We start from the raw sequence: 14,692 nt of genomic DNA, 5'->3' as shown, positions 1-14,692 counted from the left end.
TAACAATCAATTAATAACTATTAGAGAAGAAAAGTGGCCCAAAAAATCCAAGCCATTCGTGGTATGAACGACTATCTACCTGCTGACACTCGTGTATGGCAGAAAATTGAAAATACGCTAAAACAAATTTTAGCAGGTTACGGCTTTAGTGAAATCAGAACACCTATCGTAGAGCATACCCCTCTATTTCAGCGAGCAATTGGTGAAGTGACCGATGTTGTTGAAAAAGAAATGTATACTTTTACCGATCGTGGTGAAGATGCCCAAAGTCTGACATTACGCCCAGAAAATACAGCAGGTTGTGTTCGTGCAGGTATCGAGCATGGTTTGCTTTATAATCAAGAACAGCGTTTATGGTATTTAGGGCCAATGTTTCGTTATGAGCGCCCTCAAAAAGGTCGTTATCGTCAATTCCATCAGTTAGGTGCAGAGGTCTTTGGCCTACAAGGCCCTGATATTGATGCAGAATTAATTATGCTGACTGCGCGTTGGTGGAAAGCGTTAGGTATTGCAGAACATGTAACATTAGAACTTAATTCTATTGGTTCACTAGAAGCGCGTGCTAAATATCGTGAAGCGTTAGTCGCTTTCTTAGAACAACATGTCGATAAGTTAGATGAAGACTGCAAACGTCGTATGTATTCTAACCCATTACGTGTTTTAGACTCAAAAAATCCAGAAATTCAGACTTTATTGAATGATGCGCCTGAACTTTTCGATTATCTTGATGACGAATCAAGAGCGCATTTTGATGGTCTTTGTGCCTTATTGGACGCTGTCGGTATTACATACCGTGTTAATCAGCGTTTAGTCCGTGGGTTAGACTATTATAACCGTACTGTCTTTGAGTGGGTAACTAGTGCATTAGGTTCACAAGGAACAGTGTGTGCCGGTGGCCGTTATGATGGCCTTGTGAAACAACTTGGTGGACATCCGACACCGGCAGTTGGTTTTGCTATGGGGATGGAGCGCATGATCTTATTAGTTCAAGCGGTTAATCCTGAATTTGTTGCAGATACTAATGTCGCTGATGTTTATCTCGCTTCATTTGGTGAAAAGAGCCAAAGTGCAGCATTAATGCTGGCTGAAGAAATTCGTGATCAATTACCAACATTACGTTTAATGACGAATCATGGTAATGGCAACTTTAAAAAGCAGTTAGGACGTGCTGATAAACAAGGCGCTAAAATTGCGCTTATTTTAGGCGAAGATGAAATTAATGCCGGCACTGTTGCAGTGAAAGATTTGCGTTCAGGGGAACAAACAATCGTTGCTCGCAATGACCTCGCTCAGCAATTGACTCTGTTATTAGGTTAAGGAGAGACTTGTGGAAGTTTATAGCACCGAAAACGAACAAGTTGATGCAATTAAACAGTTCTTTAAAAACTACGGTTTAACTATCGTTTTAGCCGCTGTTATTGGTTTTGGTGGTGTATTTGGCTGGAAATATTGGCAATCACACCAAACAAATCGACTGCAAGAAAGTGCAGGTGCTTTTGCAACAATCAGTGAGGCACTTGCTAAGCCTACGCCTGAAAATATTGCATTAGCTGAAAAATTTGTTACTGAAACCAATGATATTTATGGCGCTTTAGCTTCATTAGAATTAGCTCAAATTGCTATCGATGCTAATGATTTAGTCAGTGGTGAACGTCATCTAACTAATGCGGTGGCAAAAGTAAAAAATGACGCATTTGCAGATATGCTTAATCTTCGTTTAGCTCGCGTACAATTAGCATTAGATAAAACAGATGCTGCTTTAGTTTCTTTAGAGCAAGTGAAGGGCAAAGCATGGAATGGAATGAAAAATTATATCCGTGGTGATGTCTTAGCGAAGAAAGGCGATAATGCAGGTGCAGCAGCCGCTTATCGTAGCGCGTTAACTGATGAAAACGCGGGTGCTATTCGCTCACTGGTTGAACTTAAACTCAATAATTTATCCAATTAAAGGGATCTTCAGACATGCAACTGCGTAAAACTCTCCTGGTTGGTCTACTAGCATCTGCTTTGTTGGCAGGGTGTTCTAGTGAACAGGACAATGTGACAATGTCTCCATTGCCTGAGGTGCAAAGCCAATTTACACCTAAAGCTGTTTGGGACAAATCAGTTGGAAATGGTATTGGTAAATACTATTCTCATTTGTCACCAACATGGGATAGCGCAGTTATTTATGTCGCTGATCGCCATGGTTTAGTTAAAGCATTAGATGTAGAAACAGGTAAAGAGCTTTGGTCGCAAGATCTCTCTATTAAAACAGGTTTTCTTTCATCCAATGAGTCTGCATTACTTTCTGGTGGATTAACAGTTTCAGGCACTCGCGTTTTTGTGGGAACGGAAAAAGCGAAAGTATATGCACTGAACACAGAGGATGGCTCCATTGATTGGGAAACAGACGTTGCTGGTGAAGCCATTTCAAAACCTGTTGTTAGTGATGGTCTAGTACTTATTCATACCAGTAATGGCATGTTGCAAGGACTTGACTTATTAAGTGGTGAGATTGCTTGGACTATTAACTTAGACACTCCTTCATTATCTCTTCGTGGCGAGTCTGCACCTGCTGTCGCTTATGGCGCAGCGATTATTGGTGCGGATAATGGTCGCGTCAGTGCGGTTGTCCTTTCTCAAGGACAATTGATTTGGCAACAAAATATTTCACAAATTAAAGGCTCTACTGAAATTAGCCGATTAAATGATGTGGATATCACACCGATTATTGATGAAAATACAGTTTATGCAATGGCGTATAACGGTAATTTAGTTAGCCTTGATATGCGTTCTGGACAAATCCTTTGGAAACGCGAGCTAGGCTCAGTCAATGATATGGTGTTGTTGGGTGATAATCTTTACCTAGTTGACCAAAATGATAGAGTTTTATCTGTGCGTAAATCTGATGGTGTGACATTATGGACACAAGAAGATTTATTGCATCGTAATTTAACTGCTCCGGCTATTTTTGATGGCTATTTAGTTGTTGGTGATGCAGAAGGTTATCTCCATTGGATTGATACCAACACAGGTAAATTTATTGCACAAAACCAAGTGAATAGCTCAGGCTTATTAAGCCGCCCTCAAGCGGTACAAGATAAACTGATGATCCAAGCTCGTGACGGTAAGCTTTATCTTTATAGTCGGTAATTAATTGCTGACAAATCTATTTATTTTACGGCTCCTTTAAAGGAGCCGTTTCGTCTTTTTAGTAATTACATGTAAAATACAATCAGGTTTGTGATTGTATTTTTATGAGGCATCAAAAAATGATACCCGTTATTGCCTTAGTAGGGCGCCCTAACGTGGGTAAATCCACGTTATTTAATCGACTAACACGCACAAGAGACGCATTAGTTGCTGATTTTCCTGGCCTCACCCGTGACCGTAAATATGGTCGAGCAGAGTTAGAAGGCGAAGAATTTATTATTATTGATACCGGTGGTATTGATGGTGCTGAAGAGGGTGTTGAAACTCATATGGCATCACAATCGCTACAGGCTATTCAAGAAGCCGATATCGTACTGTTTTTAGTTGATGCTCGTGCGGGTTTGATGCCAGCAGACCAAGGTATTGCAAAACACCTTCGTGGTGTCGAGAAAAAAACGTATTTAGTTGCGAATAAAACTGACGGTATCGATATTGATACTGCATTAGCCGATTTTTACTCTTTAGGATTAGGTGAAATCTTCCCAATCGCGGCATCCCATGGCCGTGGTGTTGCTCAATTGATTGAACAAGCGTTATTACCAATTACGGGTAAAGTAGTGGAAGAAGAAGTCGAGCTGACTGAAGAAGAAGAAAATGCGGCTTATTGGGCTGCATTAGAAGCAGAACAAGAAGCGCAAGCATTAGAAGAGGAAGAAGATGACTTCGATCCTTCTACATTACCAGTAAAATTAGCGATTGTTGGTCGTCCTAACGTTGGTAAATCAACACTGACAAACCGTATGCTTGGTGAAGATCGTGTGGTTGTTTACGATATGCCGGGTACAACCCGCGACAGTATCTACATTCCTATGGAACGTGATGATAAAGATTATATCATTATCGATACTGCGGGTGTTCGTAAACGCGGTAAAGTAAAAGAAACAGTTGAAAAATTCTCTGTTATCAAAACATTACAAGCCATTGAAGACGCTAACGTTGCATTGCTGGTAATCGATGCCCGTGAAGGTATTTCAGATCAGGATCTTTCATTATTAGGTTATATCCTGAATGCAGGTCGTTCATTAGTCATTGCTGTCAATAAATGGGATGGCATGACACAAGACGATCGCGAACAAGTAAAAGCAATGCTTGATCTTAAACTAGGCTTTGTTGATTTTGCACGTGTTCACTTTATTTCTGCATTACATGGAAGTGGCGTGGGTAATCTTTTTGAATCAATTCAAGAAGCTTATGTCTGTGCAACCCGTCGTGTAGGGACTTCTATGCTCACTCGTATCATGAAGATGGCAGAAGATGATCACCAGCCACCGATTGTTCGTGGACGCCGTGTAAAAATGAAATATGCACACGCCGGTGGTTATAATCCACCTGTTGTGGTTATCCATGGTAATCAGGTAACTGATTTACCAGATAGCTATAAGCGCTATTTGATGAACTATTTCCGTCGTACTTTGCAAGTGATGGGTACGCCAATCCGTATTCAATTTAAAGAGGGTGAAAACCCTTATGCGGATAAGAAAAATAAATTAACCGTTTCTCAAATGCGTAAACGTAAACGTTTAATGTCGCACTTAAAGAAATCTAAATAAGAAATTTTATTATTTAAGTGAAAAGCCACATTTTATGTGGCTTTTTTATATCTATAATTCAATGAGTTATTTGGATGTTACTGTTGTTAGTCGCTTTTTATATTTCATAAAAAATTAATTATTTCTTTAAAAAAACGGCTAAAATGCAATTGATACTTATTCGTCTTAAAGAGCTATTACGTTGAAAAAAAAGATTATTATCACATCAGTTTTTATGCTTTCCGCTTGTGCAACACCTGAAAAATGGGAAGCAAATACCACCATACCATCTCCTTTAGATATCGCTAAAAACATGTGTATGCAAGAAGCCAATGCGCTATATCCCGCGAGATATGTAGCTTCAAGTCAGCCTTCTTTTGCTCCAATGAAAATAAATGGCAAAGATATTTCAAACTCAAGGGCAGGAACATCTTTTCCTTCAGATGTGAATGAATGGCAGCGTAGGGATTATTTTAATACCTGTATGAAAGGAGAAGGTTGGGAAAATAAAAATAAAGTCACAGGGTTACTGGCTTTTTTATTTAATTGATTTTAGACAATATTTGTCATTAAACTTCTAGTTCTACTTTAGTAAAGCCACATTTTTAATGTGGCTTTATCATCAATAAATTAAGTTTTTTACACCCACTCTTTTTGGATCAAAAAATCGCTGTATAACTTTGCTTCAGGGGTATTGGGTTCAGGGGAGTAATCATATTCAAAACGGACTAAAGGTGGCATAGACATTAAAATTGATTCAGTTCTTCCACCACTTTGTAAGCCAAATAATGTCCCTCTATCCCACACTAAATTGAATTCAACATAGCGACCACGGCGATAGAGTTGGAACTGGCGTTCTCGCTCTCCCCAATGCATTGATTTGCGCTTTTCAACAATAGGTAAATAGGCATCAAGATAACCAAGTCCAACGTGTTGGACAAACTCGAAACAGTGGTCAAAATCTGGGGTATTTAAATCATCAAAGAAAAGGCCACCCACACCACGAGGTTCATTGCGGTGTTTAATATAAAAGTAGTCATCACACCATTTTTTATAACGAGGGTAATAATCTTCACTAAAAGGTGTACAAACAGATTTAGCAACTTTATGCCAATGAATAACATCTTCTTCAAATCCATAATAAGGTGTTAAGTCAAAGCCACCACCAAACCACCACACTGGATCTTCACCTTCTTTTTCAGCAATAAAAAAACGCACATTAGCATGAGAAGTCGGAATATAAGGATTAATAGGGTGAATAACTAATGAAACTCCCATTGCTTGGAAGCGACGCCCTGCTAATTCGGGGCGATGTGCAGTGGCTGATTTCGGTAAAGTGTCGCCATAAACATGTGAAAAATTGACGCCAGCTTGTTCAAAAAGAGCGCCATTAGTTAAAACGCGAGTACGACCACCACCACCTTCTTTTCTTTCCCAAGTATCTTGCTGAAAAGTGCCTTTTTGGTCTATATTTTCAAGAGAGTGACAAATTGTATCTTGTAGTGATAAGAAAAATTCTTTAACGCGATGAATATCAGGTAAACTCATAATAACCTACAGTTTTTATCATATTTATTAAAAATAGAACTTCATATTGTCTATGTTCTCATTTTCAAGTTGATTCATAAACTAAACAAGCGATAATAAATTCAGATTTATATGACTAATAATGGGCAAAGCCATGGAAATACGTGTATTTCGCCAAGATGATTTTGAGGCAATTATTACACTTTGGGAGCGTTGCGATTTGATATCGCCCGATAACGATCCTGAAATTGATATTGAAAGAAAGTTAAACCACTCACCCGATTTATTTTTGATAGCAGAAGTGTCAGGTGAGCTTGTAGGCACTGTGATGGGAGGCTACGATGGTCATCGTGGCTCTTTATACTATTTAGCTGTTCATCCTGACTTTCGAGGAAGAGGCATTGCGAATGCATTGATCTCCCGATTAGAGAAAAAACTGATTGCGAAAGGATGCCCACAAATTACATTAGTTGTACCAGAAGAAAATGATGCAACAATTTGTATGTTTGAGAAGTTATTGTATGAAGATCAAAATCAAGAAAGCACAACTTATACTAAGCGATTAATTGTTGATCAGGATTTCGATCTTTAATTGTGTTTAAACCCCTGATATCTTTAGGGGTTGTTTCTCTTCCCTTTATACTTATCTCTTTTTCTTTGTTTCTATTCTTACGTTTATACTTCTTATTTTATACGTAAAATCTGATATTGCCTTTTCTGTGGAACAAAATGTTATGTTGATGGTCGTAACTAGGCTTTCTTTTCATGTGGTTATCTAAGATCAAATCAGTATATATTTTGTTATGCTGACTTATTGTAACTGTTTTAGCCTGATGTTTGAGGCAATACAAAGAGTAAGATAAGGTGTGCTTGATACCCTCAATATCTATTTTAATGTGTGATGAAAAAGTTTAACGGAGAAATAAATGATGCCTAAGTTTTGGTTACCCTTGTGTTTAAGCACGAGTGTTTTGCTATTAAGTGGCTGTTCATCCATGGGAGGAATGTCTTTTTCTGCACTAAATCCGATGAATTGGTTTTCAAATGATACGTTAACCGTTTCTGCTAATGGGTTAGGAAATATCACCCAATCAACAAAAATAACAGAAAGTGAAATAAAAAATGAGTTAGGTGGTAGCTTCAATTACCGTGAAGGTATGGAGATGCAAGGTAGTGATATTATTGTTGTCGTTCAAGCATTAAAAGATAATAAAGTTCAAGTGGCTTTCTATGGCAAAGAAAAAAGTACCGTTGAGAAAATAGAAGTCTTTGATGATAAGGCAATGACAGATTGGGGCACAACGATAGGTACACCATTTAAAGATATTTATAAGAAAGCATTTGGTGCGTGTAGCAAAGGTCCTAAAGATGAAAAGCAGAGAACCATTTTGTGCCAATCTGCAGAAGCTAAATCGGTAAGTTATGTCTTTAGTGGCCAATGGGATGGCCCCGACGGATTAATGCCACCTGATGAAGTTTTATCAAACTGGACATTAACGCAAATTATTTGGCTTAATAAATCGCTTTAACGCTATTCCTTATAAAACAAGGAATAGTTTATAACTAGACTGTCTGATATTTGTTAAAAGGCAAATATTCAGAAAAAAATATTCGATATAATCAACATCATTTTGGGTGTCTTGATTATTGATTAGGAAAGCAATATGTCCCATGCACAAAGTGGCATTTTAGTCTCACATAGTAAATTTGGTCTTTTTATTGAAGCAATGGTCGTGGGTGAATTAGATGCTCTGCGTGAAGGGTGTCAGAAATTCATGCAATCATTATCTGATTTACAAAAGCAATTTCCTGATGCGTCATTAGGCGCAGTTGTTGCATTTGGCTCTGATCTTTGGAAAAAATTATCAGATGAAAACAGTGCTCCTGAGCTAAAACCTTTTCGCCCATTAGGTAAAGGTTTAGCACCAGCGACACAACGTGATCTCCTTATTCACATTCAATCTATGCGCCATGATGTGAATTTCTCACTCGCTCAAGCTGCAATTACTGCTTTTGGTGATGCAATCAAAGTTGAAGAAGAAATTCATGGTTTCCGTTGGATAGAAGAGCGCGATTTAAGTGGTTTTATTGATGGTACAGAAAATCCACAAGATGATGAGCGTTATGGTGTTGCGCTAATTAATGATGGTGTTGATGCGGGTGGTAGTTATGTTTTAGTTCAACGTTATGAGCATAACCTAAAAAAATGGGCTCGTTTTAGTGAATCAGATCAAGAGAAAATGATCGGTCGTACTAAAAAAGACAGTGTTGAACTTGATGAATCAGAACGTAATGTGACATCTCACGTTTCTCGTGTTGTGATTGAAGAAAATGGTGAAGAGTTAGCGATTTTACGTCACAGCCTACCTTACGGCACTGCAAGCGGCAAACATGGTTTATATTTCTTAGCTTACTGTGGTCGTTTATATAACATTGAGCAGCAATTATTGAGCATGTTTGGTGAATTAGATGGTAAACATGACGACCTATTACGTATGAGTAAACCGGTAACAGGGAGTTATTACTTCGCACCTTCTTATGAAGTATTAAAAGCACTTTAATTATTATCTAGTGTTAAATACGTTTTATTAATGAAATGCCTGCTTTAAAGCGGGCATTTTTGTCTGAATTTTTTTCACATTAATAGTAATTGATACAAATTTAATAAATTAGCCTGAGTTTTATTCATTTTTAATAGCTTTCAGTTATATCAAATAACAAAAGCTAACTACACTGTTATAAATAAAGCCGATAAAGTAACCATTAGAATAAAACTTACAATGATGGGTACTTTTGATGAAGAAAAATACAATCAAAACTTTTGCATTACAAGCAACCGCAGTATTGTCTTTGGTTGTTAGTAGTTATGCAGGAGCCGCTCAATTACTTAATAGCTCTTATGACATTGCGCGAGAGTTATTCACACAGCTAAATAGTGATTTTAAAACGCAGTGGGATGCACAGCATCCTGATGACAAAGTGACTATCAAACAATCTCATGCGGGTTCTTCTAAGCAAGCACTTGCGATATTGCAAGGGCTACCTGCGGATGTAGTGACCTATAACCAAGTTACAGATGTGCAAATTCTGCATGATAAAGGCAAGCTTATTCCTGCGGATTGGCAACAACGTTTGCCTAACAATAGCTCACCTTATTATTCCACTATGGCGTATTTAGTTCGCAAAGGTAATCCTAAAAATATTACAACATGGGAGGATTTAACCCGCGAAGATGTCAAAGTGGTTTTCCCTAATCCCAAAACATCAGGTAATGGGCGTTATACCTATTTAGCTGCTTGGGGCGCTTTTGAAAAAGCTTATGGTAATGATGCAAAAACCCAAGAAGCAATGAAAAAGTTCCTTAAAAATGTTGAAGTGTTTGATACGGGAGGTCGTGGTGCTACAACCTCTTTTATTGAACGTGGGCTTGGGGATGTGCTGATCAGTTTTGAATCCGAAGTTAATAATATTCGCCAGCAATATGGTGAAGATGAATATCAAGTTATTGTGCCACCTGTAGATATTCTAGCTGAGTTTCCAGTCGCTTGGATTGATAAAAATGTGCAACGTAATAACACAGAAACATTGGCAAAAACTTACCTCAATTATTTATACAGCCCTAGAGCACAAGAGATCATCACGCAATTTAACTATCGCGTAAATGATAAAGCAGTCATGGCTCAAAAAGCAGCACAGTTTCCAACAACATCTTTATTTACCGTTGAAGAGATATTTGGTGATTGGAATAACGTGATGAAAACGCATTTCACAACTGATGGCATGCTTGACAAGTTATTAGTGCAAGGACGTCAATAATGTTTACCACAACCAGTAAGCGGGTATTACCGGGATTTGGATTAAGCTTAGGCGGAACACTATTTTATACCTGCTTGATCTTACTATTACCAATGAGTGCGCTGGTTGTGCAACTTTCTGATATGAGTTGGTCCCAATATTGGGCGGTGATAACACATCCTCAAATTGTGGCTGCGTATAAAGTCACACTATTAGCGGCTGCGGTTGCCAGTATTTTTAATGCTATTTTCGGTATGTTGCTTGCATGGATCATTACTCGTTACCGTTTTCCGGGTAGACGACTACTTGACGGTTTAATGGATTTACCTTTCGCTTTACCTACGGCTGTTGCTGGCTTGACGCTTGCAACTCTTTTTTCAACACAAGGCTGGTACGGTTTTGTATTGGATAAATTTGATATCAAAGTCATTAATACATGGATTGGCATCGCCGTTGCTATGGCTTTTACCAGTTTACCTTTTGTTGTAAGAACAGTTCAGCCAGTGCTTGAAGAGTTAGGCCCTGAGTATGAAGAAGCGGCTGAAACACTCGGGGCGAGTCGTTGGCAAACTTTTCGTAAGGTTGTATTACCGGAGTTATCGCCGGCGCTAATAGCGGGAACTGCGCTCTCGTTTACGCGCAGTTTAGGTGAGTTTGGCGCTGTGATTTTTATTGCTGGCAATATTGCATGGCAAACAGAAGTCGTTTCTTTGATGATTTTTATTCGATTGCAAGAATTTGATTATCCTGCGGCAAGTGCTGTGGCTTCCGTGATTTTACTTGTTTCTTTAGTCTTACTGTTTTCAATTAATGGATTACAAAGCCGATTTGGTCAACGGTTGAGGGGGCATTGATGTCAGATATTATGCAACAACGCTCTATCTATCGTCGCCAAATAGATTGGGTAAAGTGGGGATTAATTCTTACAGGCGTTGTGTTATCCATTTTATTTTTAGTTGTGCCGATTGCGTGGATCTTTATGACTGCGTTTTCAAAAGGTGTTGAAATATTTACTGAAAACTTATTAGACAGCGATATGTTACATGCTGTCTGGTTAACGGTATTAATCGCGTTAATCACGGTGCCTGTCAATATGTTGTTTGGTGTCAGTATGGCATGGCTGGTTACTCGCTTTCGTTTTCCGGGGCGACAACTATTAATGACACTCATTGATATCCCTTTTGCGGTATCGCCTGTTGTCGCTGGACTGCTTTACTTACTTTTTTACGGCAGTAATGGCTGGGCTGGTCAATGGTTATCTCAGTTTGATATTCAGCTTATGTTCTCATGGCCGGGAATGGTTTTAGTCACCGTATTTGTCACTTGTCCTTTTGTTGTTAGAGAACTGGTGCCGGTGATGATGAGTCAAGGTAGCCAAGAAGATGAAGCCGCGGTGTTATTAGGGGCGAGTGGATGGAAAATGTTTTGGCGTGTGACATTACCAAATATTCGCTGGGCATTGTTATATGGTGTGGTTTTAACCAATGCCAGAGCCATTGGTGAGTTCGGCGCTGTTTCGGTGGTATCTGGTGCTATTCGTGGTGAAACCTATTCATTGCCGTTACAAGTTGAATTGCTGCATCAAGATTACAATACTGTTGGTGCATTTACTGCAGCTGCATTACTCGCGATGATGGCAATTTTTACCTTAATGTTTAAAAGTGCTTTGCAATGGCATTTAGCCCGTCAGCAATGACATCATTATTGACACAAAGTAGAGGCAAAATATGAGTATTGAAATTAATAGTGTCACAAAATATTTTGATCGCACTGAAGTGTTGCATGATGTCACCCTTGATGTCGCTTCAGGTGAAATGGTGGCACTGTTAGGGCCTTCAGGATCAGGAAAAACAACGCTTTTACGTATTATTGCGGGATTAGAACATCAAACCCAAGGGAAAATCTGTTTTGAAGGGCAGGATGTTAGCCAATTGCATGCGAGAGATCGTAAAGTTGGCTTTGTTTTTCAGCACTATGCGCTGTTTCGCCATATGACCGTATTTGAGAATATTGCTTTTGGTTTAACAGTATTACCTCGACGAGAGCGCCCGAACAAAGAAGCTATTCATAAAAAAGTGCAGCAGTTGTTAGAGATGATCCAATTGCCTCATTTAGCGCAACGTTATCCAGCACAATTATCGGGTGGGCAAAAACAGCGGGTGGCTTTAGCTAGGGCTTTGGCTGTAGAGCCTCAAATTTTATTATTAGATGAGCCTTTTGGTGCTTTAGATGCCAAAGTAAGAACAGAATTACGCCGTTGGCTACGTGAATTGCATGAAGAGCTTAAATTTACCAGTGTCTTTGTGACTCATGATCAACAGGAAGCGATGGAAGTCGCTGATCGCATTGTGATTATGGGGAATGGTAAAATAGAGCAAGTAGGGACACCACAAGAAGTATGGCAATCACCACAAAGCCGCTTTGTTTTAGAATTTCTAGGTGATGTGAATCATCTACAAGGTGAAATTAATGGCGCTCAATTACAGATTGGGGGATATCACTTGCCATTATCGGTGACACCGCTTTATCAAGGTTCAGTCGATGTGTTTTTACGCCCTTGGGAAATAGCATTAAGTACACATGAAAATAGTGTTTGTCGATTACCGGTTAAAGTTATTGAGGTTTCACCTAAAGGACATTATTGGCAATTGATTTTACAGCCCATAGGATGGAGTAAAACGCCAATTACGGCAGTATGGAATGAGATGTCTTTAACGCCAACAAAAGGAAACACCTATTATATGGGCGGTGCTCAAGCCCGTTTATATTCGGGCGATACACCCTTAAAAACGGTATCGTTAGCTTATACTGCCTAATTTCATTATTAATCTATCGCTAATTTCACTCTTTTTTACCCATGCTTATTTCTGGCATGGGTGTTTTGGTTTCTATAAAAGCAAAGAGACTTATCGAATTGCATTAATATTATTGCGTTAATAAGTTAAATGTGATTTCTTCATTAATACAGACAAATAAATGAGCAGGGACTTATTGTGGCAGGGTTAGAACAATTTATTGGTAATACACCATTAGTAAAACTACAACGACTTACGCAAGAGGTAGACGCTGAAATCTGGGTTAAACTTGAAGGCAATAATCCTGCAGGTTCAGTTAAAGACAGAGCTGCATTATCGATGATTGAACAAGCGGAATTACGCGGTGAAATAAAACCGGGTGATACGCTGATTGAAGCAACTAGTGGTAATACGGGTATTGCCTTGGCGATGATTGCGGCGGTAAAAGGTTACCGCTTAAAATTGTTAATGCCTGAGAATATGAGTAAAGAGCGTCAAGCTTCTATGCAAGCTTATGGCGCAGAATTGATTTTAGTGAGTCGTGAAGTCGGTATGGAAGGTGCACGAGATCTTGCACAACAAATGGAACAGCAGGGCGAAGGAAAGGTATTAGATCAATTTAATAATCCAGATAACCCAAGAGCCCATTTTTTGTCAACAGGCCCCGAAATTTGGCAACAGACGCAAGGCCGTATTACACATTTTGTGTCAAGTATGGGCACAACAGGCACCATTACAGGTGTAGGTAGTTATTTAAAAACACAATCTGACCAAGTACAAATCATTGGACTTCAGCCAGAAGAAAAAAGCCAAATTCCAGGTATTCGTCGCTGGTCACCTGCTTATTTGCCGGGAATTTTTAAAAAAGAGCTGGTGGATAGTGTGATTGATATGTCTCAAACCGAAGCTGAATCAACAATGCGCCTTTTAGCAAGTCAAGAGGGTATCTTCTGTGGCGTAAGTTCTGGAGGGGCTGTTGCTGGCGCTCTGCGCGTTGCAAAAGAAAATCCAGGGGCAGTGATTGTGGCGATTGTTTGTGATAGAGGGGATCGTTATTTGTCGACGGGTGTTTACTCGTCATAATTCAAACTGCAGCGTTACTCGTCATACTTTAAGGTGTAGCGTTGTTGACTGCGTTCATTCGCACTAGGCACATACTTGTGTATGTTCCTAGCGACTTATTTACTTGTCGCCTAGCTACATCTTGAATTATTTAGAGTATTTTGGGTCTTTGGTCTTGGGGTTTTGAATATAAAAAAACCGCCACATATGGGTGGCGGTTTAAATAGAGAACATTACAGAAGATTATTTTTTAATCTGAATAATAACGGTTTCACCAACAGTAACTGGGCCTGTCATTTTGGTTAAACCTTGAATTTCATCCATATTAGAGATAACAACGGGTGTTAAAACTGATTTTGCTTTTTCTTCTAATACAGCTAAGTCAAATTCTAAAATAGTATCACCGACTTTTACTTGCTGACCTTCTTCAGCGATACGTTTAAACCCTTCACCTTTCAGTTCAACAGTGTCGATACCGAAGTGGACAAATAACTCGATACCGTTGTCAGACTCAATAGAGAAAGCATGGTTAGTCTCGAAAATTTTACCGATAGTACCATCGACTGGCGCAACAATTTTATTACCAGCAGGTTTGATAGCAATACCGTCACCTACGATTTTTTCAGCGAAAACAACATCAGGAACTTCTTCGATATTGACGATTTCACCTGAAAGTGGTGCGACAATATCAATCGTGCCACTGCCTTTCTTTTCCTCTGAAACCAGTGATTTTAATTTATCAAACAGACCCATGAATCTTCTCCTAATTATTGTAGTTGGGACCGGGCT

Annotated in this window: 15 protein-coding genes; 13 read left to right on the top strand and 2 right to left on the bottom strand. The window is 39.1% G+C overall.

What is annotated here, in order from left to right:
* Positions 1 to 33: 33 nt before the first annotated feature.
* From hisS to H1225_RS09700, 5 genes are all read left to right on the top strand, one after another.
* Positions 34 to 1,317, top strand: a complete 1,284-nt coding sequence (gene hisS, locus H1225_RS09720) for a histidine--tRNA ligase (RefSeq protein WP_006533428.1) — start codon at positions 34 to 36, stop codon at positions 1,315 to 1,317.
* A 10-nt stretch (positions 1,318 to 1,327) separates the two neighbouring features.
* Positions 1,328 to 1,948 (top strand): YfgM family protein, encoded by a 621-nt coding sequence (locus H1225_RS09715; protein WP_006533427.1) that lies wholly within the window; start codon positions 1,328 to 1,330, stop codon positions 1,946 to 1,948.
* Positions 1,949 to 1,962: 14 nt separating this feature from the next.
* Positions 1,963 to 3,135, top strand: a complete 1,173-nt coding sequence (gene bamB / locus H1225_RS09710; protein WP_006533426.1) for an outer membrane protein assembly factor BamB — start codon at positions 1,963 to 1,965, stop codon at positions 3,133 to 3,135.
* A 119-nt stretch (positions 3,136 to 3,254) separates the two neighbouring features.
* Positions 3,255 to 4,745, top strand: coding sequence for a ribosome biogenesis GTPase Der (gene der / locus H1225_RS09705; protein ID WP_082147322.1), 1,491 nt, complete (start codon positions 3,255 to 3,257; stop codon positions 4,743 to 4,745).
* 181 nt (positions 4,746 to 4,926) lie between these two features.
* On the top strand, positions 4,927 to 5,274 hold the full coding sequence (locus H1225_RS09700) for a hypothetical protein (RefSeq protein WP_229096563.1): 348 nt from the start codon (positions 4,927 to 4,929) through the stop codon (positions 5,272 to 5,274).
* An 89-nt stretch (positions 5,275 to 5,363) separates the two neighbouring features.
* On the opposite strand, the gene hemF is transcribed toward H1225_RS09700, so the two are convergent.
* Entirely contained in the window at positions 5,364 to 6,272 is a 909-nt protein-coding gene (gene hemF / locus H1225_RS09695; RefSeq protein WP_006533422.1) for an oxygen-dependent coproporphyrinogen oxidase, read from the bottom strand.
* A 133-nt stretch (positions 6,273 to 6,405) separates the two neighbouring features.
* Here hemF and H1225_RS09690 point away from each other — a divergent pair, with 133 nt between their 5' ends.
* The 8 genes from H1225_RS09690 (at position 6,406) to cysM (ending at position 13,924) form a co-directional block, all read left to right on the top strand.
* Positions 6,406 to 6,843, top strand: a complete 438-nt coding sequence (locus H1225_RS09690) for a GNAT family acetyltransferase (RefSeq protein WP_072063231.1) — start codon at positions 6,406 to 6,408, stop codon at positions 6,841 to 6,843.
* A 334-nt stretch (positions 6,844 to 7,177) separates the two neighbouring features.
* Positions 7,178 to 7,780: an RpoE-regulated lipoprotein gene (locus H1225_RS09685; RefSeq protein WP_232240026.1), complete on the top strand. Its 603-nt coding sequence runs from the start codon at positions 7,178 to 7,180 to the stop codon at positions 7,778 to 7,780.
* A gap of 135 nt (positions 7,781 to 7,915) precedes the next feature.
* The gene (locus tag H1225_RS09680; RefSeq protein WP_239739101.1) at positions 7,916 to 8,812 is read left to right on the top strand and encodes a Dyp-type peroxidase; all 897 of its coding nucleotides are present in this window, start codon (positions 7,916 to 7,918) and stop codon (positions 8,810 to 8,812) included.
* 235 nt (positions 8,813 to 9,047) lie between these two features.
* A complete protein-coding gene (gene cysP / locus H1225_RS09675; RefSeq protein ID WP_239739100.1) occupies positions 9,048 to 10,067 on the top strand; it encodes a thiosulfate ABC transporter substrate-binding protein CysP in 1,020 nt (339 codons plus the stop codon).
* Positions 10,067 to 10,900, top strand: coding sequence for a sulfate/thiosulfate ABC transporter permease CysT (cysT, locus tag H1225_RS09670; protein WP_006533414.1), 834 nt, complete (start codon positions 10,067 to 10,069; stop codon positions 10,898 to 10,900). The genes cysP and cysT overlap by 1 nt, the downstream gene beginning before the upstream one ends.
* Positions 10,900 to 11,742, top strand: coding sequence for a sulfate/thiosulfate ABC transporter permease CysW (cysW, locus tag H1225_RS09665; protein WP_006533413.1), 843 nt, complete (start codon positions 10,900 to 10,902; stop codon positions 11,740 to 11,742). Before cysT ends, cysW begins: the two co-directional genes overlap by 1 nt.
* 31 nt (positions 11,743 to 11,773) lie before the next feature.
* On the top strand, positions 11,774 to 12,862 hold the full coding sequence (gene cysA / locus H1225_RS09660) for a sulfate/thiosulfate ABC transporter ATP-binding protein CysA (protein ID WP_006533412.1): 1,089 nt from the start codon (positions 11,774 to 11,776) through the stop codon (positions 12,860 to 12,862).
* A 177-nt stretch (positions 12,863 to 13,039) separates the two neighbouring features.
* Complete coding sequence (cysM, locus tag H1225_RS09655) at positions 13,040 to 13,924, top strand: cysteine synthase CysM (RefSeq protein ID WP_072063227.1); 885 nt, start codon at positions 13,040 to 13,042, stop codon at positions 13,922 to 13,924.
* A gap of 222 nt (positions 13,925 to 14,146) precedes the next feature.
* On the opposite strand, the gene crr is transcribed toward cysM, so the two are convergent.
* Positions 14,147 to 14,656 carry a PTS glucose transporter subunit IIA gene (gene crr, locus H1225_RS09650; protein WP_006533410.1) on the bottom strand — a complete coding sequence of 170 codons (510 nt, stop codon included), beginning with the start codon at positions 14,654 to 14,656 and terminating at the stop codon, positions 14,147 to 14,149.
* Between the last annotated feature and the right edge of the window lie 36 nt (positions 14,657 to 14,692).

It is taken from the genome of Proteus penneri (genome assembly GCF_022369495.1).
Classification (GTDB): domain Bacteria; phylum Pseudomonadota; class Gammaproteobacteria; order Enterobacterales; family Enterobacteriaceae; genus Proteus; species Proteus penneri.
This window is presented reverse-complemented; position numbering and strand designations above follow the sequence as displayed.

Excerpts from the sequence above, each read along its gene's own strand:
- bamB (WP_006533426.1), top strand. The coding sequence starts at position 1,963 with ATGCAACTGCGTAAAACTCTCCTGGTTGGTCTACTAGCATCTGCTTTG.
- der (WP_082147322.1), top strand. The coding sequence starts at position 3,255 with ATGATACCCGTTATTGCCTTAGTAGGGCGCCCTAACGTGGGTAAATCC.
- cysP (WP_239739100.1), top strand. The coding sequence starts at position 9,048 with ATGAAGAAAAATACAATCAAAACTTTTGCATTACAAGCAACCGCAGTA.
- cysA (WP_006533412.1), top strand. The coding sequence starts at position 11,774 with ATGAGTATTGAAATTAATAGTGTCACAAAATATTTTGATCGCACTGAA.
- cysW (WP_006533413.1), top strand. The coding sequence starts at position 10,900 with ATGTCAGATATTATGCAACAACGCTCTATCTATCGTCGCCAAATAGAT.
- hemF (WP_006533422.1), bottom strand. The coding sequence starts at position 6,272 with ATGAGTTTACCTGATATTCATCGCGTTAAAGAATTTTTCTTATCACTA.
- H1225_RS09690 (WP_072063231.1), top strand. The coding sequence starts at position 6,406 with ATGGAAATACGTGTATTTCGCCAAGATGATTTTGAGGCAATTATTACA.
- crr (WP_006533410.1), bottom strand. The coding sequence starts at position 14,656 with ATGGGTCTGTTTGATAAATTAAAATCACTGGTTTCAGAGGAAAAGAAA.
- cysT (WP_006533414.1), top strand. The coding sequence starts at position 10,067 with ATGTTTACCACAACCAGTAAGCGGGTATTACCGGGATTTGGATTAAGC.
- H1225_RS09680 (WP_239739101.1), top strand. The coding sequence starts at position 7,916 with ATGTCCCATGCACAAAGTGGCATTTTAGTCTCACATAGTAAATTTGGT.
- H1225_RS09685 (WP_232240026.1), top strand. The coding sequence starts at position 7,178 with ATGATGCCTAAGTTTTGGTTACCCTTGTGTTTAAGCACGAGTGTTTTG.